27 protein-coding genes and 5 pseudogenes are annotated in these 24,784 nt (G+C 68.7%); 20 read left to right on the forward strand and 12 right to left on the reverse strand.

Features of this window, described 5'->3' with window-relative positions; genetic code table 11:
• Positions 1 to 7: 7 nt before the first annotated feature.
• Complete coding sequence (locus ACMTAK_RS01135; protein ID WP_413804385.1) at positions 8 to 940, reverse strand: alpha/beta hydrolase family protein; 933 nt, start codon at positions 938 to 940, stop codon at positions 8 to 10.
• 658 nt (positions 941 to 1,598) lie between these two features.
• Between ACMTAK_RS01135 and ACMTAK_RS01140 the strand changes: the two genes are divergently transcribed.
• From ACMTAK_RS01140 to ACMTAK_RS01160, 5 genes are all read left to right on the forward strand, one after another.
• On the forward strand, positions 1,599 to 2,474 hold the full coding sequence (locus ACMTAK_RS01140; RefSeq protein WP_413804386.1) for a cyclase family protein: 876 nt from the start codon (positions 1,599 to 1,601) through the stop codon (positions 2,472 to 2,474).
• 71 nt (positions 2,475 to 2,545) lie between these two features.
• Positions 2,546 to 2,695: a transposase domain-containing protein gene (locus ACMTAK_RS01145; RefSeq protein WP_413812763.1), complete on the forward strand. Its 150-nt coding sequence runs from the start codon at positions 2,546 to 2,548 to the stop codon at positions 2,693 to 2,695.
• A 175-nt stretch (positions 2,696 to 2,870) separates the two neighbouring features.
• A complete protein-coding gene (locus tag ACMTAK_RS01150) occupies positions 2,871 to 3,767 on the forward strand; it encodes an alpha/beta hydrolase (protein WP_413804387.1) in 897 nt (298 codons plus the stop codon).
• Positions 3,764 to 4,213 carry a MarR family winged helix-turn-helix transcriptional regulator gene (locus ACMTAK_RS01155; RefSeq protein ID WP_413804388.1) on the forward strand — a complete coding sequence of 150 codons (450 nt, stop codon included), beginning with the start codon at positions 3,764 to 3,766 and terminating at the stop codon, positions 4,211 to 4,213. Before ACMTAK_RS01150 ends, ACMTAK_RS01155 begins: the two co-directional genes overlap by 4 nt.
• Positions 4,214 to 4,259: 46 nt before the next feature.
• Entirely contained in the window at positions 4,260 to 4,424 is a 165-nt protein-coding gene (locus ACMTAK_RS01160) for a hypothetical protein (RefSeq protein ID WP_361260034.1), read from the forward strand.
• Positions 4,425 to 4,432: 8 nt separating this feature from the next.
• Here ACMTAK_RS01160 and ACMTAK_RS01165 read toward each other — a convergent pair whose 3' ends face one another.
• Together ACMTAK_RS01165 and ACMTAK_RS01170 are read right to left on the reverse strand one after the other, a co-directional pair.
• Positions 4,433 to 5,839: an amidase gene (locus tag ACMTAK_RS01165; RefSeq protein WP_413804389.1), complete on the reverse strand. Its 1,407-nt coding sequence runs from the start codon at positions 5,837 to 5,839 to the stop codon at positions 4,433 to 4,435.
• An 85-nt stretch (positions 5,840 to 5,924) separates the two neighbouring features.
• The gene (locus ACMTAK_RS01170; protein WP_413804390.1) at positions 5,925 to 6,512 is read right to left on the reverse strand and encodes a TetR/AcrR family transcriptional regulator; all 588 of its coding nucleotides are present in this window, start codon (positions 6,510 to 6,512) and stop codon (positions 5,925 to 5,927) included.
• Positions 6,513 to 6,883: 371 nt separating this feature from the next.
• Between ACMTAK_RS01170 and ACMTAK_RS01175 the strand changes: the two genes are divergently transcribed.
• The 3 genes and pseudogenes from ACMTAK_RS01175 to ACMTAK_RS01185 all read left to right on the forward strand — a co-directional run bounded on the left by ACMTAK_RS01175 (position 6,884) and on the right by ACMTAK_RS01185 (position 9,327).
• Positions 6,884 to 7,471 (forward strand): TetR/AcrR family transcriptional regulator, encoded by a 588-nt coding sequence (locus ACMTAK_RS01175; RefSeq protein ID WP_413804391.1) that lies wholly within the window; start codon positions 6,884 to 6,886, stop codon positions 7,469 to 7,471.
• A gap of 49 nt (positions 7,472 to 7,520) precedes the next feature.
• On the forward strand, positions 7,521 to 8,378 hold the full coding sequence (locus ACMTAK_RS01180; protein WP_413804392.1) for an NmrA family NAD(P)-binding protein: 858 nt from the start codon (positions 7,521 to 7,523) through the stop codon (positions 8,376 to 8,378).
• Between the two features lie 16 nt (positions 8,379 to 8,394).
• A pseudogene (locus tag ACMTAK_RS01185) lies at positions 8,395 to 9,327 on the forward strand (IS5 family transposase).
• Between the two features lie 15 nt (positions 9,328 to 9,342).
• On the opposite strand, the gene ACMTAK_RS01190 reads toward ACMTAK_RS01185, so the two are convergent.
• Positions 9,343 to 9,909 carry a TetR family transcriptional regulator gene (locus ACMTAK_RS01190; protein ID WP_413804393.1) on the reverse strand — a complete coding sequence of 189 codons (567 nt, stop codon included), beginning with the start codon at positions 9,907 to 9,909 and terminating at the stop codon, positions 9,343 to 9,345.
• A 318-nt stretch (positions 9,910 to 10,227) separates the two neighbouring features.
• Here ACMTAK_RS01190 and ACMTAK_RS01195 point away from each other — a divergent pair, with 318 nt between their 5' ends.
• Together ACMTAK_RS01195 and ACMTAK_RS01200 are read left to right on the forward strand one after the other, a co-directional pair.
• The gene (locus ACMTAK_RS01195) at positions 10,228 to 11,193 is read left to right on the forward strand and encodes an SDR family oxidoreductase (RefSeq protein ID WP_413804394.1); all 966 of its coding nucleotides are present in this window, start codon (positions 10,228 to 10,230) and stop codon (positions 11,191 to 11,193) included.
• A 193-nt stretch (positions 11,194 to 11,386) separates the two neighbouring features.
• Positions 11,387 to 11,596: a hypothetical protein gene (locus ACMTAK_RS01200; protein ID WP_413804395.1), complete on the forward strand. Its 210-nt coding sequence runs from the start codon at positions 11,387 to 11,389 to the stop codon at positions 11,594 to 11,596.
• 60 nt (positions 11,597 to 11,656) lie between these two features.
• On the opposite strand, the gene ACMTAK_RS01205 is transcribed toward ACMTAK_RS01200, so the two are convergent.
• Positions 11,657 to 12,820, reverse strand: coding sequence for an epoxide hydrolase family protein (locus ACMTAK_RS01205; protein WP_413804396.1), 1,164 nt, complete (start codon positions 12,818 to 12,820; stop codon positions 11,657 to 11,659).
• Positions 12,821 to 12,922: 102 nt separating this feature from the next.
• Between ACMTAK_RS01205 and ACMTAK_RS01210 the strand changes: the two genes are divergently transcribed.
• Positions 12,923 to 13,522 (forward strand): TetR/AcrR family transcriptional regulator, encoded by a 600-nt coding sequence (locus ACMTAK_RS01210; RefSeq protein WP_413804397.1) that lies wholly within the window; start codon positions 12,923 to 12,925, stop codon positions 13,520 to 13,522.
• A gap of 153 nt (positions 13,523 to 13,675) precedes the next feature.
• Here ACMTAK_RS01210 and ACMTAK_RS01215 read toward each other — a convergent pair whose 3' ends face one another.
• Positions 13,676 to 13,945, reverse strand: a complete 270-nt coding sequence (locus ACMTAK_RS01215) for a hypothetical protein (RefSeq protein WP_413804398.1) — start codon at positions 13,943 to 13,945, stop codon at positions 13,676 to 13,678.
• Positions 13,946 to 14,123: 178 nt separating this feature from the next.
• On the opposite strand from ACMTAK_RS01215, the gene ACMTAK_RS01220 reads away from it, so the two are divergent.
• On the forward strand, positions 14,124 to 14,720 hold the full coding sequence (locus tag ACMTAK_RS01220) for a TetR/AcrR family transcriptional regulator (protein ID WP_413804399.1): 597 nt from the start codon (positions 14,124 to 14,126) through the stop codon (positions 14,718 to 14,720).
• 25 nt (positions 14,721 to 14,745) lie between these two features.
• Positions 14,746 to 15,293, forward strand: a pseudogene (locus ACMTAK_RS01225) (transposase); the annotation flags it as partial.
• Between the two features lie 127 nt (positions 15,294 to 15,420).
• Here the strand turns inward: ACMTAK_RS01225 and ACMTAK_RS01230 are convergent.
• Positions 15,421 to 16,257: pseudogene (locus ACMTAK_RS01230) on the reverse strand (helix-turn-helix domain-containing protein); the annotation flags it as partial.
• A gap of 134 nt (positions 16,258 to 16,391) precedes the next feature.
• Here ACMTAK_RS01230 and ACMTAK_RS01235 point away from each other — a divergent pair.
• Positions 16,392 to 17,087, forward strand: coding sequence for an SDR family oxidoreductase (locus ACMTAK_RS01235; protein WP_413804400.1), 696 nt, complete (start codon positions 16,392 to 16,394; stop codon positions 17,085 to 17,087).
• 4 nt (positions 17,088 to 17,091) lie between these two features.
• On the opposite strand, the pseudogene ACMTAK_RS01240 reads toward ACMTAK_RS01235, so the two are convergent.
• Positions 17,092 to 17,203 (reverse strand): annotated as a pseudogene (locus ACMTAK_RS01240) (IS5/IS1182 family transposase); the annotation flags it as partial.
• Positions 17,204 to 17,262: 59 nt separating this feature from the next.
• Between ACMTAK_RS01240 and ACMTAK_RS01245 the strand changes: the two are divergent.
• Positions 17,263 to 17,529, forward strand: a complete 267-nt coding sequence (locus ACMTAK_RS01245) for a hypothetical protein (RefSeq protein WP_413804401.1) — start codon at positions 17,263 to 17,265, stop codon at positions 17,527 to 17,529.
• Positions 17,530 to 17,871: 342 nt separating this feature from the next.
• Here the strand turns inward: ACMTAK_RS01245 and ACMTAK_RS01250 are convergent, their stop codons facing one another.
• The 4 genes from ACMTAK_RS01250 to ACMTAK_RS01265 all read right to left on the reverse strand — a co-directional run bounded on the left by ACMTAK_RS01250 (position 17,872) and on the right by ACMTAK_RS01265 (position 19,815).
• Positions 17,872 to 18,006 (reverse strand): hypothetical protein, encoded by a 135-nt coding sequence (locus tag ACMTAK_RS01250; RefSeq protein ID WP_413804402.1) that lies wholly within the window; start codon positions 18,004 to 18,006, stop codon positions 17,872 to 17,874.
• Between the two features lie 19 nt (positions 18,007 to 18,025).
• The gene (locus tag ACMTAK_RS01255) at positions 18,026 to 18,448 is read right to left on the reverse strand and encodes a nuclear transport factor 2 family protein (RefSeq protein ID WP_285554705.1); all 423 of its coding nucleotides are present in this window, start codon (positions 18,446 to 18,448) and stop codon (positions 18,026 to 18,028) included.
• Positions 18,449 to 18,601: 153 nt separating this feature from the next.
• Entirely contained in the window at positions 18,602 to 19,027 is a 426-nt protein-coding gene (locus ACMTAK_RS01260) for a RidA family protein (protein ID WP_413804403.1), read from the reverse strand.
• 68 nt (positions 19,028 to 19,095) lie between these two features.
• Entirely contained in the window at positions 19,096 to 19,815 is a 720-nt protein-coding gene (locus ACMTAK_RS01265; RefSeq protein ID WP_413804404.1) for an HD domain-containing protein, read from the reverse strand.
• A 70-nt stretch (positions 19,816 to 19,885) separates the two neighbouring features.
• On the opposite strand from ACMTAK_RS01265, the gene ACMTAK_RS01270 reads away from it, so the two are divergent.
• From ACMTAK_RS01270 to ACMTAK_RS01290, 5 genes and pseudogenes are all read left to right on the forward strand, one after another.
• A complete protein-coding gene (locus ACMTAK_RS01270; RefSeq protein WP_413804405.1) occupies positions 19,886 to 20,848 on the forward strand; it encodes a GlxA family transcriptional regulator in 963 nt (320 codons plus the stop codon).
• Positions 20,849 to 21,529: 681 nt separating this feature from the next.
• Positions 21,530 to 21,694, forward strand: coding sequence for a hypothetical protein (locus ACMTAK_RS01275; RefSeq protein ID WP_413804406.1), 165 nt, complete (start codon positions 21,530 to 21,532; stop codon positions 21,692 to 21,694).
• Positions 21,695 to 22,461: 767 nt separating this feature from the next.
• Positions 22,462 to 22,650 carry a hypothetical protein gene (locus tag ACMTAK_RS01280; RefSeq protein ID WP_413804407.1) on the forward strand — a complete coding sequence of 63 codons (189 nt, stop codon included), beginning with the start codon at positions 22,462 to 22,464 and terminating at the stop codon, positions 22,648 to 22,650.
• Between the two features lie 821 nt (positions 22,651 to 23,471).
• A complete protein-coding gene (locus tag ACMTAK_RS01285) occupies positions 23,472 to 23,840 on the forward strand; it encodes a hypothetical protein (RefSeq protein WP_413804408.1) in 369 nt (122 codons plus the stop codon).
• A gap of 449 nt (positions 23,841 to 24,289) precedes the next feature.
• Positions 24,290 to 24,571, forward strand: a pseudogene (locus ACMTAK_RS01290) (dihydrofolate reductase family protein); the annotation flags it as partial.
• Positions 24,572 to 24,784: the final 213 nt, after the last annotated feature.

Below are 24,784 nucleotides of genomic sequence, written 5' to 3' on the forward strand. Positions count from 1 at the left end.
GAGCCGGTCACTTCGAGTCGATCCTGCCCAGCGGCTCGGCGGCCGCGGTGAGGGTCTCCCGGGCAGTGGGCCACGCCTGGGCGTCCAGGCCGAGTGAGGTGCGCAGATAGGCCAGGGTGGCCTGCTGGACGAGTGCGACGCGCTCGGGGTTCTCGTCGGTGGTGCGCGCGTCGTTGGAGCCCTGGATGCCGCCGAGGCCGTGCTCGGCGCCGAAGAGAGTGAGCAGGTCGGTGGCGCCCGGGGCGAGGTGGTAGCCGTCGGTGAACCAGTCCGGGCCGCGCACCGTCAGCGGGGACTGGTCCCGGTCGCCGGCGACGATCAGGCTCGGAACCTTGAGCTCGGAGAAGTCCGGGCTCATGAAGGGGAAGTACTGGGCGGCCAGTGGGGACAGGTCGTCGCCGCCGGTGCCGGGCAGGCACAGCAGGACCGCGGCCCGCACCCGCGGGTCGGCCATGCTCTCGCCCGGCGTGCCGTCGGCGTCCACGACCCGCGCGCCGACCAGGGTGCTCGCCGACTGGGCGCCCCAGGAGTGTCCCGCGACGGCGACGCGGTCGTGGTCGATACGGCCGGCGAGGCCGGGTACCTCGGCCTCGATGGTGTCCAGGTGGTCCAGGACGCCGGTCAGATCGTCGGTGCGGATGCGCCACACCCGTGGAGTGCGCGGGTCGTCCGGGCCGAGGCCGAGGGAGTCGAGGTGGGTGGGCTGGACGACGATGAAGCCATGCGCGGCCCAGTGGGCGGCCAGCGGTGTGTAGTCGTCCATGGTCAGCGTCGCGCCGTGGGAAAAGACGACGACCGGCAGGCCGCTCCCGGCCGTCGGCGCGGTGACACGCACCTGGAGGTCCTGGCCGCTGCCGGGAGCGGGGAGGGTGACGGGCCGCACCGAGAGAACTGGGGCGGTCGCGGGGGGTTGCGGGGCCGGTGAGAACGAGGCACTCATCGTGATGACCTTCCTGACGCGGGCATGGGCACCTGAGAATGGCGACCGTCTGACAGGATGAAACGGAGCAGTGCTCCGCGAAATACAATACGGAGCAACGCTCCGATTTGCAATCCGGGAGTCGTGGAGCAGGGTGGGCCCCCTCCGCTCGGCCGTCAGGGTGCCGCGGCCGACCTGCTGGGAGTTCGGCGGTGCGGGGACCGGGGGTTGGTGACTCTGTCGCGGGGAGCCGCTGTTGACCAGGTGCGGGCGGGTGCTGGATCTGTCTGCGCATGACGGTTCGGGCGGCACTCGGAAGGGGGTGGCTGCGGTCGGGTGGGCGGTCCCTTGCGAAACGGAACGATGATCCGTAAAGTGATCCGGAGCGGCGCTCCGATTTGCGCTTTCCGTGGAGCCCGCCCGCCTCACCGAACGCGCAAGGGGTCCGCGCTACCGCGGCCGAGCCCGGCTCGACCGGGCCCGAGCGACTCGGCTCGACATCGCGACGCTCGGCCGTCCTCGGCGGACAGGGCCCGTCGCGTCCCGGTGGGGGCATGACCGGAGCGCTCGGCCCCGCGCGTACGTCCGCCGCCGCCCGGCGCGCCCCTGCGGAGGTGGGGCGGCCAGCTCTCATCCGATCCCACCATCAAGACCGCACAGCGGAGAGGACATCGCCGACATGGCCGAGAACGAGGAACTGCCGAGCAACTGGGGCCGCTGGGGCGCGGACGACGAGCTGGGCACGCTCAATCTGATCACCGAGGAGGCCGGGGCCAGGGGTGCCGCGGAGGCTCGTACCGGACGGGCGGTGTCGCTGGCCCGTCCGATCCAGCCGACGCCCTTCGTCAGCGGGCCCTTCGCACCCCTCGCCCGTGACAGCTCGCCGGTCCAGCAGATCATGCAGTACGCCGGTGACGTGCCCGCGACCGTGGACATGATCCTGGTGACCAACCATCACGCGAGCTCGACCCACATCGACGCTCTGGGCCACCAGGTCCTGGACGGCAAGGTCTACCCGGGGCGTCCCCTCGCCGAGAGCGTGACACCGGCCGGGGTGCGGCACGGATCCACGGCGGCGTTCGCCGCCGGGATCTCCACCCGGGGCGTCCTGCTCGACCTCGCGCCCGACGGACCGCTGCCCGCCGCACACCCGATCACCCCGGAGGACTTCGAGGCGGCCGAGGCCCGCCAGGGCGTACGGCTGGAATCCGGGGACGCCCTGGTGCTGCGCGGCGGGTGGGCGGGTGTCGTCGACTTCGAGAAGCCGCTGCCGGGCGTCACCCTGGACGCGGTGCGGTGGATGCACCGGCGCGGGGTGTCCCTGTACGCCGGTGACCTCGGCGACGCCTACCCGCCCCTGGAGACGGCCGTTCCCGCCCCGCTGCACCGCGTCGCTCTGCCGCTGCTGGGCATGCCCCTGATCGATGTCGCGGAGGTGGAGGAACTTGCCGCCGTCTGCCGGGAGTTGAATCGTCACACCTTCCTGTTCGTGGTGGCGCCCCCGCGCATCCACGGCCTGACCGGCGTCCCCGTCAACCCGCTGGCCGTCTTCTGACGGACACCGCCCGGACATGCTCGCGGCAGGACTGCCCGGACTCCGGCGCCGGGGCACCCCTGGTGGACGAGGTGTTGACCGCGTGTGGTCGGCTGGATGCCAAGCCCCGTCCCCTGTCGAGCCGGTTCATGGTCTACTTCGTGCTTGCTCTGGCGCTGTTTCAGCAGGACTCCTACGACGATGTCGCGGAGAACTCGAGGCCGCGTTCTGGCGCGGGATGAGAGTTGCCGCGGTCGACGGGTTCTTGCTGGACGTGCCGGAGAACGATACGACACGTGCCGCTTTTGGTGGGCAGGTGGACAGTGCCGGTCGGCCCATCGGGTTCCCGCAGACCGGGGTGGTGTCGCGGCTTCAGGAACGCGAGTCAGAAATATAGATTAGTGCTAATATATTTTCATGACTCAGGCACAACGCCAAGCGGTCGTCGAGGCAGTCAGGGACGCTCCGATCGACCTGGGCGGCGAACTGGAGGCTCTCCGCCTGGAATTCGAGGCCCTGCTCGCCTCCCGCCCGATCCCTGCGGACGTAGTGGCCGTACCGATCGAATTGGGACCCGTGTCCGGGCTGCGGATCTCGACCGGCTCGACCGTGGCAGGTCGCACTGTTCTGTTCGTGCACGGGGGCGGGTTTGTCGTCGGCAGCGCCATCGGAGCCGTCGGTCTCGCATCGGCAGTGGGCGGGGCGGCGGGCACGGAGTCGATCGCGGTCGACTACCGGCTCGCACCCGAGTATCCGTTCCCCGCGGGGCTCGACGACGTCGTCGCCGCTTACGCCGCTTTGATCGACAGCGGAACACCAGCAAGCTCCATCGCGATCGCGGGCGAGTCGGCCGGGGGCAACCTCGTGCTCGCCACGCTCGTCGCGCTCCGCGACCGCGGCCTGCCGCTGCCGGCGTGCACTGTAGTGATGAGCCCCTTCGTCGATCTGACCCTGGAAACCTCCTCCCGGAGCGGCAGGGCACAGCTCGACCCCGCGCTGTCGACATCCGCTCTGCGACAGCGGATCTCCGAGTACCTCGGTGACACCGACCCCCATCACCCCCTGGCCAGCCCGCTGCTCGCGAATCTGCGCGGCCTGCCGCCGCTGCTCGTGCAGGTGGGCTCGTACGAGGTGCTTCTCGACGACGCACTCGAACTGGCGCGCAAGGCAGCCCACGCGGACGTCGACGTCGCCCTCGAGGTCACGGCCGGTGTTCCGCACGTCTTCCAGACCCGTGCGGCCGTACTGGACGAGGCCCGTGAGGCGATCGAGTCCGTCGGCCGGTTCATCGACCGCCACACCCAACGCCAGTGACCAGCCCCCATGCCGACAATCCCGGTCGCGACTGGCGCGCCTTCGATGATCTCGTGCGGTTCGAGACCGTGCTATGGGCCCGAGTGGACGCGGCACTGCGCTCCGAAGCGGGACTGACACTGGGGGATCTCTCGGTGATGACGGTCGTCGCCGGACTGGACGGCTGCAAGGTCACTGATCTCGTGCGGGCACTCGCGATCACGGTCGGCGGCGCGAGCCAGGCGGCGGACCGGGTCGTCCGCCGGGGGCTGTGCGAGCGCCGCACCGACCCCACCGACGCCCGCTCGTCCGTCCTGGTCCTCACCGCCGACGGGCGCGGCCAACTGGCGAGAGGACGACCGGTCGCCGACCTGGTCCTGCACGAGCACTTCTCCGTACTGGGTGAAGCGGCCGGCAACATGTTCCGTGAAACCCTCCGCCTACTCCGCACCGCTGCGCTCGACTGATCCCGGGCGCCGCCTGGCGGCTGGCGATTCGCGCGTCGGTCGGGACGTGGCCGCCGACCGCGACCACCGCCTGCTCGTCCTCGCCGACGTCTGCGACGACCCCGACCCGCAGCTCCACCGCACCCTGATCGACTTGGTCCTGCCCATGCAGGCCGACATCCTCGACCTCGCTGCCTTCGAATCCGCAGTCGGCGCGGTGTCCAGGTGCTGACCCGGGCCTCAGAGGGTGGGGTGCTGGTCGCGGACAGGACTGAGCGACTCCAGCAGCGAGGCGATGTGCAGGAGGGTCGACTCGGCATGCCAGTTGACTGCCAGTTGTACGCCGATGGGCAGGCCGTCGCTGCTGGTGCCGAACCGCATGGACAGGGCCGGGAGGCCGGTCAGGTTGAACGGAATGGTCGCTGTCTGGATGTGGGTGGCGTCCACCGTCTGGCCGTTGAAGGTGAACCGGGTGAGCCCGTGTTCGTGGGCGGGGATGGGCAGGACCGGGAGGAGGAGTGCGTCGTACCGCTGGAAGAACTCGGTGAAGGCGTCCCGGAGACGCTCGATGCCCTGTTCGGCCAGGACGTAGTTTTCCACGGAGGTGTCGGGCCCGGCGAGCATGGACGTGGAGACCTTGGCCATCTGGTCCTCGTGACCATTGGTGACGTCCCGGAAGGCCGGCTTCACCTCCATGACGTGCTGCCGGTTGAAGAGGTCGAGAGGGTTGTCCCGCTCGAGCGCCGGGATGCTCACCTCTTCGACCTGGACCCCGGTGCCCTTGAGGGCTTCGGCCGCCGACCGCACGGTGGCGGCGACCTGCGGGTCGATCGGGCCGAGTCCCGAGTCGACCAGCCAGCCCACGCGCACGGGCCGGTCCGGCGACGTGCCCAGTCCGGTGTCGAATGCACGCGGGACGGTGGCGAATCCGTCGGCGCCGTCAGGGCCGGAGAGCACCGAGTAGGCCAGTGCGAGGTCGCGGACGGTGCGGGCCATCGGGCCGACGTGCCAGTCACGGCGCGGCACCCGCGGCCAGACCCCGGTCATCGGGATGCGCCCGTGCGTTGCCTTGAGGGCGACGATGCCGGTGTGCGCGGCCGGCCCGCGCACCGAGATGGCCAGGTCGCTGCCGAGCCCGAGCGGCGACATGCCGGCCGCGATCGCCGCCGATTCCCCGCCCCTGGAACCGCCGGACGTGCGGTCGAGGTCCCAGGGGTTGTTCGTCCTGCCCGTGAGGAGGTTGTCGGACTCGGTCGAGTACGAGAACTCCGGGAGATTGGTCTTCGCCAGGAGGATGCTGCCCGCGTGCTTCATACGGGCCACGCTGGTGGCGTCCGTGTCCGGGACGCGGCCCGCGAAGATCGGGGAACCGCGCTGGGTCAGCACCCCGGCGGTGTCGAACGAGTCCTTGACCGTGAACGGCACGCCGTGCAGCGGTCCGACCTCCACGCCGGCCGCCACCGCGGCGTCCGCTGCCTTCGCGGACTCAAGAGCCCCGTCGGCGAGCGTGACGATGGCATTGACCTTCGGGTTGGTGGCCTCGATGCGATCGAGGTGCGCCCGCACCACCTCGACGGAAGAGACCTCTCTGGTGCGGATGAGCTCGGCGAGTTCGCTCGCGTCGCAGTGGATGAGGTTGGTGGTCACGGTGATGGCCTCCTGTTTTAGACCGGTCCACTAGGCGATGGGACCCGCCGCCTGGACCGGTGCGTCGCAGACGGTAGGGGGCTTGTCAGGTGTGGAGGACCTGGCGAGTGACAGTCATGGCCCGGTCGAGATGGTGCGCACTGCGATGAATCTTCGCCATCATGCTCGCCCCGAGCCACAGGTCGTAGAGAGCCTCGGCCGTCATGCGAGGGCTTTCGCCGACGGACACGGACCCGTCCGTGATGCCGTCGGTGATCATCTGCTCCAGGCGGTCGACGATCGCGGCGGTCCCGGCTTTCGTCGCCGCTCTCATCACCTCGGAGAGGTCGGAAACCTCCGCGCCGAGCTTGACGACCAGGCATCCGCCCTGGCAGTCGTCCGCGGCCTGCGTGTCGTAGAACCTCTGCCAGTAGGTCATCAAATGCTCGGCGGAGCTCTTGCCCTTGTCGGCGAGGATGCCGTCCATGGTCGCGAGGTAGTCGTCGAAGTAGCTCTTCATCATCGCCTCGCCGAAGGCGTCCTTGGAGGCGAAGTAGTGGTAGAACGACCCCTTTGGGACACCGGCCGCGGCGAGGACCTCGTTGATGCCGACCGCGGCGTAGCCCTTCGCGGCCACGATCCGTCGGGCGGCCTCCAGGAGGCTCTGGCGCGTCTCCACCTTGGTGACTGACATGTGTAGACCGTAGCAGCAGATTAGACCGGTCGTCTAGAGCGCTGAAGTCGCTCTATGAAGAGCTGCTGCTGTTCGGGAGCGGAGGGCTCGTCCCTCTGTCGAGATCGCCCGGATGCGGCATACGCCGTGCTCATGCCATAACCCGGGCGAACCCCGAACGCCTGACCGGCGGCGATGCCCCCATGACGCGACAAGGAGCGATCACAAGACCGGCGGAACGCCGGATCCCGCCCCTAGGCCCTGTCTCCTCGATCTAGCGAGCCTGAGTTGCCACAGGTCTGCCTTCTGGGTTACTTTCGATACGCAACCGTAGCGTATCGAAAGTAGGTGTAGGCGTGGCCAGTGCATCGAGTGGCTCGGGAAGTGTTGGCATGGTTCGGCCGCCCGTCACGGGACGGCCGCGTGACACCAGCCGTGACCTGGCCATTCTTGATGCGACGCTGACGCTGTTGACCGAGGTGGGCTACGAACAGCTGTCCATGGAAGCGGTTGCGGGCCGTTCGGGGGCAGCGAAGACGACGATCTACCGTCGCTATCGTGACAAGGCCGCGCTGGTCGCGGCCGCGGTCGAGCACCGCTCGCATGCCATGCCTCCTGAGCCTGACGCAGGTGACCTGAGAGGAGACCTCCTCGGGCTGGTCACCTGGCTAGGCCAGCAGATCGCGGGGCAGGAGATCGGCCTGCTGGGGGCGTTGTTCACCGGGATGCGCAGCGATGCGCGTCTCGCGGAGGAGATGCGCCGCATTCTGCGTCGCGACGAGGCCGCGATGACCGACGCATCCCTGCGGAAGGCGATCCGGCACGGAGACCAGCTGCCCCCCCGGGCAGCCGAACTCTTCGCCGAGGTCGCCCCGGCCGTGATCGTCCACCGCATCGTGATCGCGGGCGAGCCGTGCGACGAGGCGTTCATCGAGCACCTCGTCGACGACATCCTCCTGCCGCTCCTGCGCAGCCACTGACACCACCCCGCCTGCCCCAGCGCACCGCGGAAACGGAAGGAAGACCCTTATGATCGTCGTCACCGGAGCGACCGGCGCCCTCAACGGCGCCACCGTCGAACACCTCCTCCAGCGCCTGCCCGCCGAGCGGATCGGCGTCAGCGTTCGCGATGTCGCCAAGGCACAGCACTTCGCCGACCGCGGCGTGCGGGTACGGCAAGGCTCCTACGAAGACTCGGCCGCGCTGCAGCACTCCTTCGAGGGCGCCGAGCAGGTCCTGCTCGTCTCCTCCAACGACCCGCACGCCGATGCCGTCGCCCTGCACCGTGTCGGCATCGAGGCCGCTGTCGCGGCCAGAGCCGGGCGCATCCTCTACACCAGCCACCAGGGCGCCGGCGCCGACAGCCCCTTCCACCCGGCCCGTGACCACGCCGCCACCGAGCAGCTCCTGGCCGACTCGGGCGTCGCCTGGACGGCACTGCGCAACGGCTTCTACGCCCACAGCCTCGCCTGGCTGCTGGGCCCCTGGCAGCAGACCGGCACCATCGCCGCCCCGGCCGACGGACCGGTCTCGTGGACCGACCGCGCCGATGCCGCCGAAGCGGCAGCGGTCATCCTGGCCGGCAACCGCACCTTCGACGGCCCGGTCACGCTCACCGCCGGCCAGGCCGTGACATTCGACGACGTCGCCGCGATGGCATCGGCGGCCAGTGGCCGTGAGGTCACGCGCGTGACGCTGGACGACGAGGCATGGATCGCGGACAAGGTCGCCGCCGGTACTCCGGAGGCGATGGCGCGAATGACGCTCACCACCTTCCAGGCCGCCCGCGAAGGCCGCTTCGCGGGCGTCGATCCGTTGCTCGCCGAGCTGCTGGACCGCGAGCCCCGCAGCGTCACCGACCAGCTGGCGGACACGAACGCCGCCTGAAAGAGGAGGCAGTGGCGTGCTCAGCAGGGGGGATCTCACCGATGACGAGTGGGCAGTGCTGGAACCTCTGCTGCCCAAGAGCAACAACCGCTGCGGGCCGCTGGCGGAACCACCGACAGGTGATCAACGGAATCATTCACCGGTTGAGTACCGGCTGTCAGTGGCGTCAGCTGCCCGCTCGCTTCGGCCCGTGGCAGACCATTCACAAACGCCACAGCCGGTGGTCTGCCGACGGCACCTGGGAGCGGCTGCTCCAGCACGCCCAGGCGATCGCCGACGCAGCCGGTGACATCGACTGGAACATCAACATCGACTCCACCTCGATCCGGGCCCACCAGCACTCCACCGGCGCCCCGACCAATCCGCCACCAGTACCTCCGGCTGCCTCAAAAGGGGCCCTGCAAAGATCAGTTCACCTGCGCGCGCACATGCGCCTGTCCCTGGCGGAGGCGGCGCGGCAGGCGAAGCACTCGGCCGTTCCCGCGGCGGCCTGACCACGAAGATCCACCTCAGCGCGGACGGCAAATGCCGCCCGCTCTCCCTGGTCCTCACGCCCGGACAACGCGCGGACTGCACACATTTCGAGCCCGTCATGAACAAGATCCGCGTCCCCCGGCTCGGCGCGGGACGGCCACGGCGACTGCCGGACAGTGTCGGCGCCGACAAGGCATACAGCAACAGCCTGATCCGTTCCTACCTGCGACGACGCGGCATCCGACACGTGATCCCGGAGAAGAGCGACTCCAAAACCGCACGCAGACGCCGAGGCTCGGACGGCGGCCGGCCTCCCGCCTTCGACAAGACCCGATACAAAGCCAGGAACACGGTCGAGCGAGCGATCAGCAAGATCAAACAGTTCCGAGCCGTCGCCACCCACTATGACAAACGCCGATACATCTACCTCGGCACCGTCACAGCCGCCGCGCTCCTCATCTGGCTCCGCTCATGATCGAGGAGACAGGGCCTAGGCGTCGGAGCCGAGTACCCGCTTGAGCTCGTCGAGTGTCTCGTCGACGAGTTGGGGCAGCTCCCGGTCCGGGTGCTCGCCCCAGTACTCGAACGCGACCCTGAACGCGGCGAGCGCGGCCTCCGCGGTCACGCGCGCGACACGCTCCTCGGCCCCGCGTTCGCTCAGCGCGCCGGTGACGGTCCTGGCGACCGAGGCGAACGCCATCAGTTCGCGTTCGCGCAGTTCAGGGGTGGTGTTTATCAGTTTTCGCCGATCCCGCGCCTCGTCGCGGCGCAGTTGCAGAGCGGCAGCCGCGATGTTCATCCCCGAGGCGGCGGCCTTGACCGCGGGCCAGGCGGCCGGCGCCGCCGCGATGGCCTTTGCGACGCGTTCCGTGAGCTCGTCCATGCCGACGAACAGCACTTCGCGCTTGTCCGGGAAGTGGCGGAAGAAGGTGCGGGTGGTGAGGCCTGCGTGCCGGGTGATCTGCGCCACGGTGGTCTGGTCGAACCCCTGCTCCAGGTAGAGCTCGATAGCCGCCCGTTCCAGGCGGCCGCGGGTGTCCGGCTCCCATCGTCCCATCTGCGGCTCCTCGCCTCTGTCGCTGCCCGCCACCCCGTCCCTCCGGGTGCGCCGACGTCACGACGACACTCACTGTCATAGCGTAGCGGCGGGTGGGGCCTTTCCCCTAATGGGCAGCTCGGCGTGGTGGGTGAAACCGGCGACGGTACGGATCGCCTGGCACCCCGAGCGGCAGCCTTGCGTGCATGATGACATCAAGTGTCATCGTGGCTATGGTGATGACATCGGATGTCGTCGCCCTGGATCTCCGGTGCGTGCGGCTGCGTACGGACTCGGTACGGCCATGCCCTGCCAGTCAGTCGGGAAGGGAGTCCCCTCATGCGTGTTTTCGTGACCGGCGCGACCGGATTCATCGGTACGCCCCTCGTGAAGGACCTGCTGGACAACGGGCACGAGGTGCTCGGCATGGCCCGCACGGACGACGGTGCCGCGAGGCTGGCGGCGGCGGGCGCCGCGGTGCACCAGGGCAGCCTGGCGGACCTCGACAGCCTGCGGAAGGGCGCGGCCCAGGCGGACGGTGTGATCCACCTGGCTTACCTGCACGGCATGGGGCACATGCCGTTCGGCACCAGGCTCGGGATCCTGCTGGGCGGCAGCCCGCGCGCGATCACCGGCCGGTTCGCGGCGGCGGGGGCGGGCGCGGACCGCAAGGCGATCGACACGTTCGGGTCCGTCCTCGCGGCCACCGGCGGACCTCTCGTCGTGGCGTTCCCGACAATGACGCTCGCATCCGGCTCCCTCATCACCGAGCGCGAGGCACCGGACCCGACCTCGCCCGGCGCGGCCCGCATCGGCTCCGAGACGGCGACACTGGCCCTGGCCTCACAGGGGGTGCGGGCGTCGATCGTGCGGATTCCACCGACGGTGCACGGCGACGGGGACAAGGCCATGGTTCCGCGGCTGATCACCGCGGCCCGCAAGAAGAACATGGCCGGCTATGTGGACCAGGGCTGCAACCGCTGGCCCGCCGCGCACAAACAGGACGTCGCGCGGCTGTTCCGGCTGGCGCTGGAGGACGGGGCGGCCGGATCGAGGTACCACGCGGTGGCGGAGGACGGCGTGCCGATGCACTCGATCGCGGACGTCATCTCCAAGCGCCTGAACGTGCCGGCGCGGTCGCTGGCGAATGAGGAAGCGGCCGGCCACTTCGGCTGGCTCGCGGCATTCGTGGCCCGGGACAACCACGTCTCGAGCGAGCTGACACGCAAGGAACTCGGCTGGCGTCCGACCGGCCCCGACCTGCTCACCGACCTGGACCGGCCCGAGTACTTCACAGTGCGTTGAGACGCCGCCGGCGGCGTGCGGCCCAGGCCACGCGCCGCCAGGAGCTCCGGCCGGGAAAACCGGAGGGAAGCGCGCACGAAACGACAGAGTCGGTGACTGAACGTTCCCTCATGGAGACCGTGTCCGGAGGGATAGTCGACCTCGAGCGACCACCCGGCCCCGGCGTGCCGGACGGCGCGGCCACCAGCAGATCATGGACGTGTTCGAGCGTGAACGCCGACCGCTACGCGCCCGCGACCTGCGCCTCGCGCCGGATCCACCCGTGATGCCCAAGCACGTCGCAGGCACCCGCGCGAAACTCACAAGCCTGGTCAGCCTCGGATTCCTCGACGAGACCGAACCCGGACTGTTCGTACAGCCCGGCATTCAGGCTCCGGCCGTCCCCGCCGACCGGCAATCCTGATCCAGCCCAACGGGCAAAACGGAAGGCTCGCTTCTTGTCCGCTGGGCTCGCGCGTTGGCGTCAGGAACGAAGGGTGCGCAGGCCGGTGCGGATTTCGCTGACGAGGGTCTCTGGCTGTTCCAGGGCCGCGAAGTGCCCGCCCTTGTCGGCCTCGCCGTAGTGGATCAGATTGCTGTAGGTGTCTTCGATCCAGCTGCGCGGCACGCGTGGGATGTCCTTCGGGAAGACGGTCACCGCGACCGGGAGCGTCACCTTCGGGCCGGCGAAGGTGAGCGATCTGTTCTCCCAGTAGATGCGGCCGGAGGACGCCGCGCTGTTGGTGAACCAGTAGAGGGAGATCGTGTCGAGGATGTCGTCGATGCTGAGGGCGTCCTCGGCGAGCCCGTGGTTGTCGGTCTTGGACTGGAACTTCTCGTAGATCCAGGCCGCCTGGCCGGCCGGGGAGTCCGCCAGGGCGAATCCGACGGTCTCCGGCTTCGTGCCCTGAAGGTGGTTGGACCCTCCGAGTTCGCCGGTGTAGAGGGCGAGGGTCTCGACGGCGTCGCGCTGTTCGGGCGTGAGGGTGTCGGGCATCTGCGCGGGAAAGGCGTACTGGGTGTTCAGGTGGATTCCCGCAAGCCCCTCAGGTCGCGTGGCCCCGAGCTCGGTGGTGACGACGGCGCCCCAGTCGCCGCCTTGCGCGGCCCATCGCGTGTAGCCGAGTCGCTTCATCAGCTCCGCCCACGCGCTTGCGATGCGCGAGACGGTCCACCCGGTCTGCGTGGGTTTCTGGGAGAACCCGAACCCGGGGAGCGAGGGGACGACGACGTCGAATGAGTCGGCGGCGTTGCCTCCATACGAGACCGGATCGGTCAGCGGGCCGATCAGATTCAGGAAGTCGAGGATCGAGCCCGGCCATCCGTGCGTGAGGATCAGCGGCATCGCGTGGGGGTTCTTGGACCTGACGTGGATGAAGTGGATGTCCAGCCCGTCGATCTCGGTCAGGAACTGGGGGAAGCGATTGAGCTCGGACGTGAGGCGCCGCCAGTCGTAGCCGCGCTCCCAGTAGTCGACGAGAGCTCTGGCGTTCTCCACGCGAACCCCTTGCGACCAGTCGCCCACCGTTTCCGGATCCGGCCACCGGGTTCTGGCCAGTCGCTGCTTGACGTCGTCGATCTCCGATTCCGGGATCGAGACGGTGAACGGGCGGACGAGGGCCGAGGCAGGCGGCGTCGGTGCGGTCATGGCCTTCTTCTCCTCTCCTGAGCTTCGAGGCGTGGCGCAACTCTTCACTGCACACGGGTGTACAGTCAATCTCACTGTACACCCGTGTGCAATACTGGTGCCGTGTCCGCCCAGTCCGCCCGCGTGCGCTCGATGATCGAGACGCGCGATCGCATCCTCGACGTGGCCCTCGATGTGCTGGGCGAGAACCCCGACGCCGGAATGGGGGAGATCGCCTCCGCTGCCGGCGTCGTCCGTCGTACGGTCTACGACCATTTCCCCTCGCGCCTCGACCTGGTCCGGACCCTCACGGAACGGGCCGTCGCCGAGATGACGGCCGTACTCGACGAAGTCAACGCCTCCGGCGCGGAAGCGGACGCGACATGGGTCGAATTCGTCGCCCGCCTATGGCCGGTGGCGCACCGGTACCGAGTGCTGCTGGCGCTGCGCCGTGGCGAGTACGGCGAGGCGATCCACGCCCTGCTCGGGCCGGTCGACGAACTCCTCGCCGACCTCGTGAAACGGGGCCAGGACGGCGGCGTGTTCGCACAGCACCTGCCGGCGGGCCTTCTGAGCCAGGTCGCCTACGGCGTCGTGTTCGCCATCGCGGACAGCGACCGGTCGAACGGGACCCATGGCGCCCGAGCGGCGACGATCACGAGCCTGCTGATGCTGGGAGTTCCCGAGACACGCGCCATCGCTCTCGTGGGCGACCGGCCCTGACCCGCGGCACGTGAGCGGAGTCGCGGATTGTCCCGCTCCGGACACGACCCGGCACCGCACCCCACCAGGAATCCGGTGAGAACAGCGTGATCGCGACGATGCCGACGGGCCTGCACCGAGGGTGTCCGCCGCTCGGCCCGGATCGCGCTCGTTTCACCGGTGACGGCGGTGTCCTGCCGCTCGGCGGGGCCCGTTCGGGTCGCCGCCGAGCGGCATGAGGTGGTCGAAAAGCCAGGCGGGCTCGATCTGCGGGATGCCGTCCGCCTCGTGCCGGACCCGCAGGACGTCGACAAAGGTGACCTGCGCCGGGACGGAGAAGACGACGACGGGCAGATTGCGGCCGGTCGTCGGCGCCGTGACCCGTACCTGCAGGTCCTGGCCGCGGTCCGGGGCGGCCAGTGCGATCGGGCTGACAGAGACCACCGGGGTGGTGAAGCCGTTGCCGCCGGCGGCCGACGTGGTGTCACTCGTGAGTGAATGCCCATCTCGGACAAGCCCAGTGGGCCGTGCTGCGCGATGTCTGGCATCATGGCAATCGGAGCGCTGCTCCGGATCACGATACGGAGCAGCGCTCCGATTTGCAACTGGGGAGATTCTCACGATGTCCACGGCCGACACGCCGCCAGCGCCTTCAGGCCGCCAGCGATCCGACGTCCGCCGAAACGAGCAGAAGCTCCTGGACGCCGCCGCGGCCGTGTTCGTCCGTATGGGGATCGACGCTCCCGTGCGGGAGATCGCCGCCGAATCGGGCCTCGGCATGGGCACCATCTACCGCCACTTCCCCACCCGGGCGGACTTGGTGGTCGCGGTCTTCCGACACCAGCTCGACGCGCTCGCCGCTGCCGCCGACAATCCCGCTGCCGCCGACACGCCCTATGAGGTCTTGCGGCGGTGGGTTCACCGGTTCGCCGACTTCCTGGTCACCAAGCACGGCCTCGCCGAGGCGCTGCACTCGGACCAAGCCGGATTCGAGGCCCTGCACAACGAGTTCGTCGAACGCCTGCTGCCCGTGCTCGACCAGCTGTTGAAAGCCTCTGCCTGCGCCGGCTGCACACGCGCCGACGTACGGGCCTACGACTTCATGCTCGCCATCGGCAACCTGTGCATCGGAGTCGAAACTTTCCCCGACTACCAGGCCCGCCACATGATCGACCTGCTGCTCGCCGGCCTCACCCAGACCGCCCCGGCACCGAGCTGACTTAGCGTCAGCGCGGATCGGCGCGGTGGTGCACCTCGTGCTCGACCGGATCGCCGTCGATGGCTCCGTCACCAAGGCACCAGGGGCGGTGAGGTCGCCGGACGTTCACATGTCGACCGTGGCAAACAGGGGCTCAAACGCTCAGGCATGACGGATGGTTACGGAATTCGGCTGGGCCGCGTGCTGGCCGGAGCCAACCGTCACGACTCCCCGCTCCTCGCCTCGGCTCTGGACTGTCTGGACGACCTGGGACTTCTGCCGGACGACGTCACCGTGCACCTGGACGCCTGCTACGACTCTGGCAAGACCCGCGCCCTGCTCGACGAGCGTGGCCTGCACGGCCGCATCGCGCACAAGGGCGAGAAAGCACCGATCCAGGCAGGTCAGAGGTGGCATGTCGAAGGACCCACGCCTGGCAGAACGCCTTCTACCGCCTCGCCCGCTGCTACGAGCGCCGGGCGACTGCCATCGACGCCTTCTTCGACCTGGCCGACACCATCATCACCGTTCGTAGCCTGATTCGAGGCATAGACCACCCACCGCTGGGACGATCGCCCGATCCGCTGCCGATGAGACCGCGCCCATCTGGGGACCTCTCGTCGGCGTTGGCGGCGAGCTGTCGTCGGTGGTCGGTACGCCGGGCTGCGGGCCATGGGGGTCGAGTGCGTCCGCCGACTGCTATCCCGGGGGTGCCGTCTTCGGTCATGGTCTGGGTGCCGATGACGCTGAGGAGCCCGAGCCGGTCGGCGGCGTCGCTGCCAGGAGCGGCGGTATAGGCGACGATGCGCAGATCGCTGCCGGGAGCCGTCAGCACGTCACAGTCGAAGGTGATTGCGCCGACATCGGGGTGATGGACGGTCTTGGTGTCCGACTCATGGACGCCCACGATGCCCGTGTCCCACAGGCGTACGAAGTCGGTGCTGACCCCCCGCAGGTCTTTGATCAGGGAGCGCAGGCCGGCATCGGCGGGGTAGCGGGCGGTCGCCGCCCGGAGATCTCCGACCACGGCCGCCTCGAACAGGGCCTCCTGCTCGGGGGTGTGGCTGACCCGGCTGGGCAGACCGGCGAAGTGCCGCCAGACGATGTTGCGCTCGCGTCCGCGCAGCGCGGACAGGTCTCCGAACAGGGCCGCCCACAAGGGGTTCCACAGAATCAGGTTCCAGGCGGCGTCATGCACGCTCAGTGGTGAGCCGTCCAGCTGGTCGAGCAGCCTTCGGACCCCCGGTGGGACGTGGGCCGACAGTTGCCCGGGGCCCGGCGCCGGCTGGCCCCCGAGGAGGTACAGGTATCCGCGCTCGGCTGCCGACAGCCGCAGGGCACGGGCCAGCGCGGACAGGACCTGCGCCGGCGGGGAAGTGGCCCGGCCCTGTTCCAGGCGGGTGATGTAGTCCACCGGGAGGCCGGCGAGCTGGGCCAGTTCCTCGCGGCGCAGTCCGGCGGCACGACGTATCCCGCGCGCGGGCAGTCCGACCGTGGCGGGGGCGATCCGGTCCCGCCAGCCATGCAGGGCTCTGCCCAGTTCCCTGGATTTGCTCACCGTCCCAGTATCGCGCCGCCGCGCCTGGACAGCCTGGTACTGCTGGTCCACTGGCTGAGGCGGGCACTGCCTGTTCGTCTGCGGTGCGCCGACGATGGAGACATCACCGACCCACCGATCACCGGAGTGAGCACATGACCACCACATTGATCACTGGAGCGAACAAGGGCCTCGGTTTCGAGGCGGCTCGTCGTCTGATCGAGGCCGGGCACACCGTCTATGTCGGGGCACGCGATGCCCACCGCGGTCGAACGGCGGCCGAGATGCTCGGCGCCCGCTTCGTTCAACTCGACGTCACCGACGAGGATTCTGTGAAGTCTGCAGCCGAATTCCTCCGCGCGGACGCGGGCCGTCTCGACGTCCTGGTCAACAATGCCGGGATCGTGGGCGCGCGCAAGCCGGTCGGCGAGGTCACCGGGGCCGACATGCTGACCACGTACGACACGAACGTCTTCGGCGTCGTGCGGGTCACGCACGCCTTCCTGCCGCTGTTGGAAGCAAGCGACGCCCCGGTCGTCGTCAACGTCAGCAGCGGCCTGGGCTCGCTGGCGGCATGCGCCGACCCGAGCCGGGTGGAGTTCCAGGTGACACTGCTGGACTACAACTCGTCCAAGACCGCGCTGGTCATGGTCACCTCGCAGTACGCCAAGGCGTTCCCCACCGTCCGGTTCAACGCCGTCGACCCCGGCTACACCGCCACCGACCTCAACGGCCATCAGGGCACCCAAACCATCGAAGAGGGCGCGGAGATCGTCGTCCGCATGGCCTCGATCGGCGCCGACGGCCCGACCGGCGGCTTCTTCGACAAGTCCGGCCCGGTCGTCTGGTAGCGGTCCGGTCGCTGATGCGTGGGCGATGGCAGCCAGCGGGTCGTGTCGTCCGCTGGCTGCCCAGGAAACAGCGCGGCAGATTGGTCCCAGAGCGGCTCGGTCAGCCACGATGGCAGTACAGCACAGATATCCCCGGTGCTCACCGAGCGTTGCAACTCCAGGATCACCAAGATCTGTGCTGGCTTCGCTGACGGGGGCGCCCCGCGCCTGTCTGCGCGACCTCTTGGCGTCAGCGCTGCTCGCACGCCTGCGCGGGTTCCAGCGGGTCACGAGCCAGCGCATCCCGGTGTTCGTGGAGAAGGGCGAGCAGTGGTGGGCAAGCTCCCAGCCGTTCTTACGGCCGAGTGTCCTTGTACGTCGTGATGCGCACGCGCGCGGTGAACGCCACCTGGTCCTCCTTGAGGTCCGCGAGGTGCTCGACGGTCGCTTCCCGGTCGCGTAGGACGTAGAGGTGTGTCAGATCGAGGTCACGCGGTCTCGTTCATCCGGCCGAGGAAGTTCTTCATCACTTCTCCGTCCACGACATGAAACTGCTGCACACCAGCGAGATTCGGATCGTGAGGTCGAGATAACGGTGGCCATCGCCGACCGGATCACTTTCCGCTGCACGCTGATCCAGACCGGAACCTAGCCCTACCGCTTCCAGGCCACACAGGACTCCCTCTTCGCTGCTGCGGACTGACGCTTGTCGGCCTACGGGTGGAGGTCCCGCGACGTTCAGATGAACGTGCTCAGCGCCGAACGATATAGCGCGCTCGGGCTGTACGTGTCGGACAGCAACGGGTCACGTGTCAGGGATCCGGGCGTCGAAGTCCTCGACGCCGGTCAGGAAGTCGTCGAAGGCGACCCTTGTGCCGCGGCCGCCGTCCACCTCCGCGATGTCGTCCAGCATCGCCGCGACGTTCTCGTACGCCCCCACCAGGTCACGGCCCTCATCGTCATTCGCCCTTCGTGTGCAGTTCCCACGGCTGCATGCCGAGGACATGCGCGATATTCCCCTGCATCTCGACCGCGGACGGCAACGGACGCCACAGCACGGACAGTTCGATGATCCTGCCGTCCGTGTCGAACCGGGCGTAGTCCATCCCGTGGACCACAGTGTCCTCGATCTGCAGCCGGAAGAATGCGGACTGGTGGGCCTCGCCGCTGAGAACCTCCTCCGTGGTGAGGTCGCCCAGCGCGTAGACGGCCTGCAGAACTTCGGCGACGGCGTCGCGGCCGGTGACCGGCTCATCGAGGATTGGGCTGTTCAGCACCACCTTCTCGGCGAGGCACGAAGCGACGGCGTCCTTGCCTGCGCGGCCGTCCACGCACGCAAGGAGGGACTCGAAGGCGGTGCGTTGCTGAGCGGATGTGGTCATGGCTACTCCTTGATGTGCGAGACCAGCGGGAGCGGGCCGGTTTGCCGACCGGGTTCACCGCGGCTCGTGGTGGCGATGGGCCCGCGAGGCCGGCGGCATGCCTTGGTGCTCCCGTCGAAGGGGCGAGCGGTGGGGTCCGCCCGATACGGGCGGCTACCGTGCGGCACTGTCCGGGTAGGCGGCGACGGCCCGCACCTCCAGGAGGAACCCGGGCCGGGCCAGGCCGCTGACCCCGATCATCGACCAGGCGGGAAACGGCTCCTTGACGAAGCGCTTCTTCGTCTCCAGGAAGCCCGCCAGGTGCTCCTGCATGTCCGGGTGGTAGCTGACGACCTCGACGAGGTCGGACATGGCCAGCCCCTCGATCCGAAGGACCTCCTCGGTCCGGCGCAGCACCCACTCGGTCTGCTCCTCGATGGTCTCCGGCAGGCTCCCGTCGGGCCGGTACCCGACCTGGCCCGCGATGAAGAGCAGGCCGCGGGCGCGGACCGCGGCCGAGTACTCGAACCGGGCGAACCCTCCGGTCGTCGCTCCGAAGACCTCGGAGTCCTCCGGGATGGTGACGGTGTACGTGCTCACTGGGGGTGGTCCTTATGTTGTGGACGGGTTGCGGGGGTTCCGCCCGCGGCGGTCGGTGCGGGTTCGGGTCAGCTGCCCCATCGGGAGGAGAGCGCGGCCTCTTCCATGCGGGTCCGTCGAGGCGGGTTGCCGCGCTCGCGGAGCAGTTCTCCGCCGACGGAGTAGCGCGGCCCGTTCGCGGGGTGCCTGGCCGCCTGGGTCGCCATCGCCTCCACGATCGAGCTGACCATCGACAGACGGGGATAGGCCTCGTGGATGGCGCGGGCCTCCTCTTCGGTCACGGCGTCCGGGACGGTCCCGGGGCCGATCACGCCCCCGAAGTCGACGCAGATCCCCTCCCGCAGGAGCAGGCTCAGCGCGCCGCGGCGTTCTGCGATCTGGGGCGTGGTGTGCAGGGCGATGGCCTCCCACACGGCATCCACCTCGGCGGCGGGCAGCCCCTGTGCGGTGAGGAACTCCGCCGCCCGGTCGGCGCCCACCACCTCGAACCGCTGGAAGTGTTCCCCCTCCGGCGCCAGCCCGAGGTCATGGAGCACACAGGCGAGGAGGAGCAGCCGTTCATCGTGATCACGCCCGGCGGCCATCCCGAGGGTGCGGGCCACCAGCCGGGCGAACAGGTAGCTGCGGATGCTGTGGTTGGCGATGGACGCCGGTTCGGCACCCACCGCCAGGCTCAGCGCGGCGCGGGCCAGCGGGGTGTCGGGCAAGGACGTGATGTCCTCGCCGTTCGTGTCGCCCCTCTCGCCGGGGGCCGGCGCGGACGGTGGCTGCGGAGCGGTTCTGGTCATGCCCCAAGCGTCTTCGCACCGTCTGGCCGCCGCGAGTGGCAGAAGTGCCTATCTTCGTTAGAATACTGCCATGCCCGTTCACCGAGTCGTCGTGCTCGCGCTGGAGGGGATGGCCCCTCTCGACCTGGCCATCCCTCTGCAGATCTTCGCCCCGCGCGCGGAGACCCCGTACGAGATCTCCGTGTGCGGACCCGAGAGTCCCGTAGCCACGAACAGCGGCTTCGCGATGGCCATCACGAACGGACTGGAAGCCCTCGACGCCGCCGACACGCTGATCGTGCCGGGATTCGCCCCAGGCGTACTGCCGCGGCCGTTCCCGGAGGCGGTGCTCGACGCGCTGGTAACGGCCCACGGCCGGGGGCGGCGCGTGGTGTCCATCTGTACCGGTGCCTTCGTGCTGGCCGCGGCCGGTCTGCTCGACGGACTGCACGCCACGACGCACTGGCAGTACACCAACGAACTCGAGCGCGAACACCCCGCCGTGCACGTCGACCGTGACGTCCTCTACGTCGACGAGGGCGACATCCTGACCTCGGCCGGGGTGTGCTGCGGCATCGACCTGTGCCTGCACATCGTCCGGCGTGACCTGGGGGCCGCGGCGGCCAACCAGATCGCCCGGGGCATCGTCGCCGCTCCCCACCGGGAGGGAGGCCAGACCCAGTACGTACCCGCGCCCGTCGCGGACGCCGGCGACACGGCGCTGGCCGACACCCGGGCCTGGGCACTGGAACGCCTGGGGGAGCCGCTCACCGTGCCCCAGTTGTCCCGGCACGCCGGTATGTCCGAGCGTTCCTTCATGCGCCGGTTCGTCGAGGAGACGGGCACGACGCCCCTGCAGTGGCTGATGGCCGCCCGGATGGGGCTGGCACGCGAACTGCTGGAGGCCACGGACCACTCCGTCGACGTGGTCGCCCGCGACTCGGGCCTGGGCTCGGCCGCCAACCTGCGGCTGCATTTCCGGCGCACACTCAACACCACGCCCACCGCGTACCGGCGGGCCTTCAGCCGCCGTGTCCCACCCGCCCGCACGTGACGGCCGCTCAGGGCACAGGGGGGAGTGGAGCAGCGGCGGCTTACAGCGTACGGAGACGCCCGCCTCGGGGCGCACCAGCCCGACGAGCTTGAACTGAGCAGACGCTGAGCGGCGATGCCGTGCGTGTGCGGCAGTGCCACATTCCGGCCAACGCCACCGAAGGCGACGGTGACACCGGGTTGCGGCGAGATTCCTCGGTGTCGCTCGAACCGGCCGGCGAGATTTTCGACTCACGCGAAGCACGGATCGCCCACCTCGAAGCGGAGAACACCAACTCAGGGATCGGCTCGCCCGATCTGAGCAGAGGATCGACCTGCTCGCTTCCGCACCCAGGCCCTGGCTAGCATCGCCGCCCAGTATGAAGAGATCGTTCGACTCCGCGAAGCCCACCGACTCAACCCAGGGCAGCCGCCTGCCGCCACCCAGAACCACCGTCATCGGTACTCAGGTTGAACGCGCGGTGTCCGGTGGCTCGATGACCTACCGGTCTCGGCGAGGCTGTCTCGGTCATCGATCAGGTGAGGCCGGTACTGGATCCTCTTGTGGCCGAGCGAGGGCCGGAGTCCGCTCCGGAGGGCGGGATCACCGATCGCCGGGGCTGTGGGAAGCGCGAGCGGCCGGGCGGGGCAACCCGGCGTTCTTACGTGCTCAGCAGGCGATCAGAAGGCCTTCGAAACTCCGATGAGAACCCCCACCACCGCCTCACGCCGCCCCGGCGATCCGTCACAACCCCGCTACGTCGACCAGGCCGACCAGCGGGTGCCCGGCCGTGCGGGTCGCTTCTTCCAGCGCGGCACGGACGGCCTCGGTGACGTGTTCCAGCCGGGTCGGGTCGCGCTGTATTGATCACGGACGTTGTCGACGGTGGGCAACTGCCCCTCGGCTTGAGCTGTCGCCGGTCGTTGCCGTCCTGGACAAGTTCGCAGGCCAGGATCAATCCGTCGGCCCCGACGGCCAGCTGGGCGTTGTAACCCTGCAGAGCGCCGCCGTCGGGCCCTTGCATCTCCCTCAGGTGCGGGGAGGAGTTCCCTGCGGGTAACAGCTGCACGATGGTGGTGGGACCATCTCCGCGGGTGCGGGGAGCAGGTACCGGCTGGCGTCGAAGCGCGCGAAGGCCCGGGACCATCTCCGCGGGTGCGGGGAGCAGACTCCGTGACCTGCATGTCTATCTGGCATCAGGTCCCTCCCGAAGCACTTTCACGAAGTCCGGCATTCCAGGCATATTCATTTCGAGATCCACACCGCAAACTCTTCGGCTTCGACACCGTCCAAATCATTTCGCAAGAACATGAGGGCCCCGGCACCTCAGTCGCGTCGCTCCCCCGCCATGGCCTGAAACGACACGAAGTAGCAACGCCGCCCCAACACCTACGGAGGCCCCGCCGCAGGGCACCACAGAGGCCCTTCTACCTCGGCCCTTCCTCACTCACACTGGCAACTTGGTGAGGTAGCTGCGGAGTTGAAGACCCGCTTTGGGGAGACGACGTCTCCATCGTCACGTTACCGATCCTTGCCGAGCGCACCATGGACACCAACATCCGGGACCTGGCCGCCCCAACGTGTAGTCGCTTCCGTAGCGTCTCAGCTGAGATCGGCCGCTGATACGTCTGCCAATGCCACGCATCCTCTGCCACCGCACGCTCCAGAAGACCGTCCCCATCAGCCCCGAGTTGACCGAGCTGACCATCTTCCGCCAGGACCTGGCCATACCGCTGGTCGCCATCGGCGCTCTCCTGCTCGACCATCACCGCAACATGATCTTCGGGACACTCCGGGACATCTACCCTCTCGGACTCACGTGACGCCCGCCCGGGGGCACCATTGATGGCCTGCAAAAGCCCCGGACCCACCTCTGCCCAACCGATCAACAGCAACGGCCCAACCGCATCGAAAGCAGCCTTGCCATTCTGACCCGCCAGCAGTGGATCCGTCACATTCAATGCCAAAGTCATCAGACTGGAGAAGACCAACAGCCGACGCGCCGGCCGGAGCTGCTCCCGACCCGCACCCTGCAGCGCGAGATACCGCGTACCCAGCAGCAGCCCCAGAACAGAAAGATCCACTGCCGGGGCCACCAAGGGCGCCACCCACGGCGGCACGCCCAACCGCAGCGCCAGAGTCCATACGTTGCCAAAGCCAAACAAGAACGTCAGACCCACCACCGCCGCCATGATCCCCGTCACCGCCCGAAGCGTGACCGCCCGCTCGAAAGCAGCCCCCGACCGGCCACCGACGCGTGTCGGCCTCTCACCATTCATCGGCCCGCTCCGCCCCACGACACGGGTACGAAACTGCCCTTGATCACCAGCCTGCCGACCAAATTCCGCAGGTCAGTGGGGTCATCCTTCTGCGTAGTGCCCTGCCGGGGGCGCATCGTTACACCCTGCATTCCCGCAGGTCAGAGACGCCATACGACTACCTGTGGGGCTACCTATGGCACCAGGACACAAGTGACCGCGCACAGACCCGGTCCCGCCGCACAACCTGTCTTCGCCTCGCGTCTCCGCAGGTCAACAAGGGTGGATGAGAAACGTCAGCATCGGCTCTCAGCGTCGCAGGTTCGAACCAGAGGGGGTAACTTCAGCAAGCGGTTGGTCACCCACCGTAAGGTGCACAGGTCAGAATGAGCCAGCGCCTACCGCTCGCATGGCGATGGCCCGAGGCCTGGTTCCCGGCCCACCGCTCCGTCCTCGCCATGAGTGGTCGACTCGGAAGCGCTGCTCTGCTCTCGCTGCTGCGCGACCCCGCTCACCACATCGCGCAATACGGTCACCTGCTGCCGAGCCAGAGCTTCCGCTCCCGGACCCTGAACCATGTCGACACGGAACTCGAAACACACATCCCGACGGCGACCGGCGCCAGTCGCACCACCCGGGCCACCCCGGCCCAGTGCGTCACGATCGTCGTTCACAACTACCAGCCTGCCCGGCCGCCCGCATCCGGACCCGACAGCAACACGAAAGCCAGCCCAAAGAGTGAACCGCCCGGGTGAGGTGAAGCGCGTAAAGGTCAGAGCCATGGCAGGGCTTCCTACCCGCCCGAGCTGCGCAAGCGTGCGGTCGCCGAGATCCGCGGCGATTACCCGACCGAGTCGACAGCGATCAACGCCGTCGTCGCGAAATTGGGCATCGGCTCGCGCGAAACGCTGCAGATTCGGCTTCGTGAATCCCGACTACCCGCTTCGCGTGGGCGTGACGCCGAGCGGCTCCTGCAACGCCTGGTATGGATCATGCCGAACTGCTTGTTCGTCATCAGCCGCAACCGTGCGCGATGCCGGCACCGCACAGAGCGTCGCCAATCACAACGCTGAGGGCCTGGGGTCAGTTCGTCGACGGAGGCGGCCTCCAGTCAATCCGGCCGATGTGCGGCAATTGAGAAAACACCGTCACGCTCGCGCACCTCAAGCACCTTCAGCTGTTTCTCGACAGGGAGCGCGCGATCGTACTGGTCGTCCGTGCCATGAAGTCGAGTGGCTCGAGGCTCCTCAGCACGATCGGCAGCCTCAGCCTGTGCCGGTCCCTGCTACGAGCCGGACTCGTCGACCGCTTCCGGGTCGTGATGTTCCCGGTGATCACCGGGGCCACGGGCGAAGAACGCATCTACGACGGCTATCCGGACGTTGCCCTCGAGATGATCGAGCACCGCACCTTCGACGGCCGCATCCAGCTGGTCGAGTACAAGCCCCGCGTGCTCCAGCACCCCCCGCTCGACGTCCCTGCGTGACCTCGCCTCGTCCGCCGGTCTGGACGGCCGCCAGGCCGGCGCCGGCGGGCGCGAAGCAAGACCTTCGCCGCCAGGACGTCCTCGCCTCCCTCCGCACTCCCCGTACCACAACAACGATCCCCAAAGCCGGAAACAACAACTTATTCCCGACAGCCCCTTAGCATCAACGCGGTGGTCACTCCCGAACTCGCGCCGAGAGTCCAACCAGCTGTA

The sequence above is a fragment of the Streptomyces lacaronensis genome, from assembly GCF_047337785.1.
In the GTDB taxonomy this organism is placed as follows: domain Bacteria; phylum Actinomycetota; class Actinomycetes; order Streptomycetales; family Streptomycetaceae; genus Streptomyces; species Streptomyces lycopersici.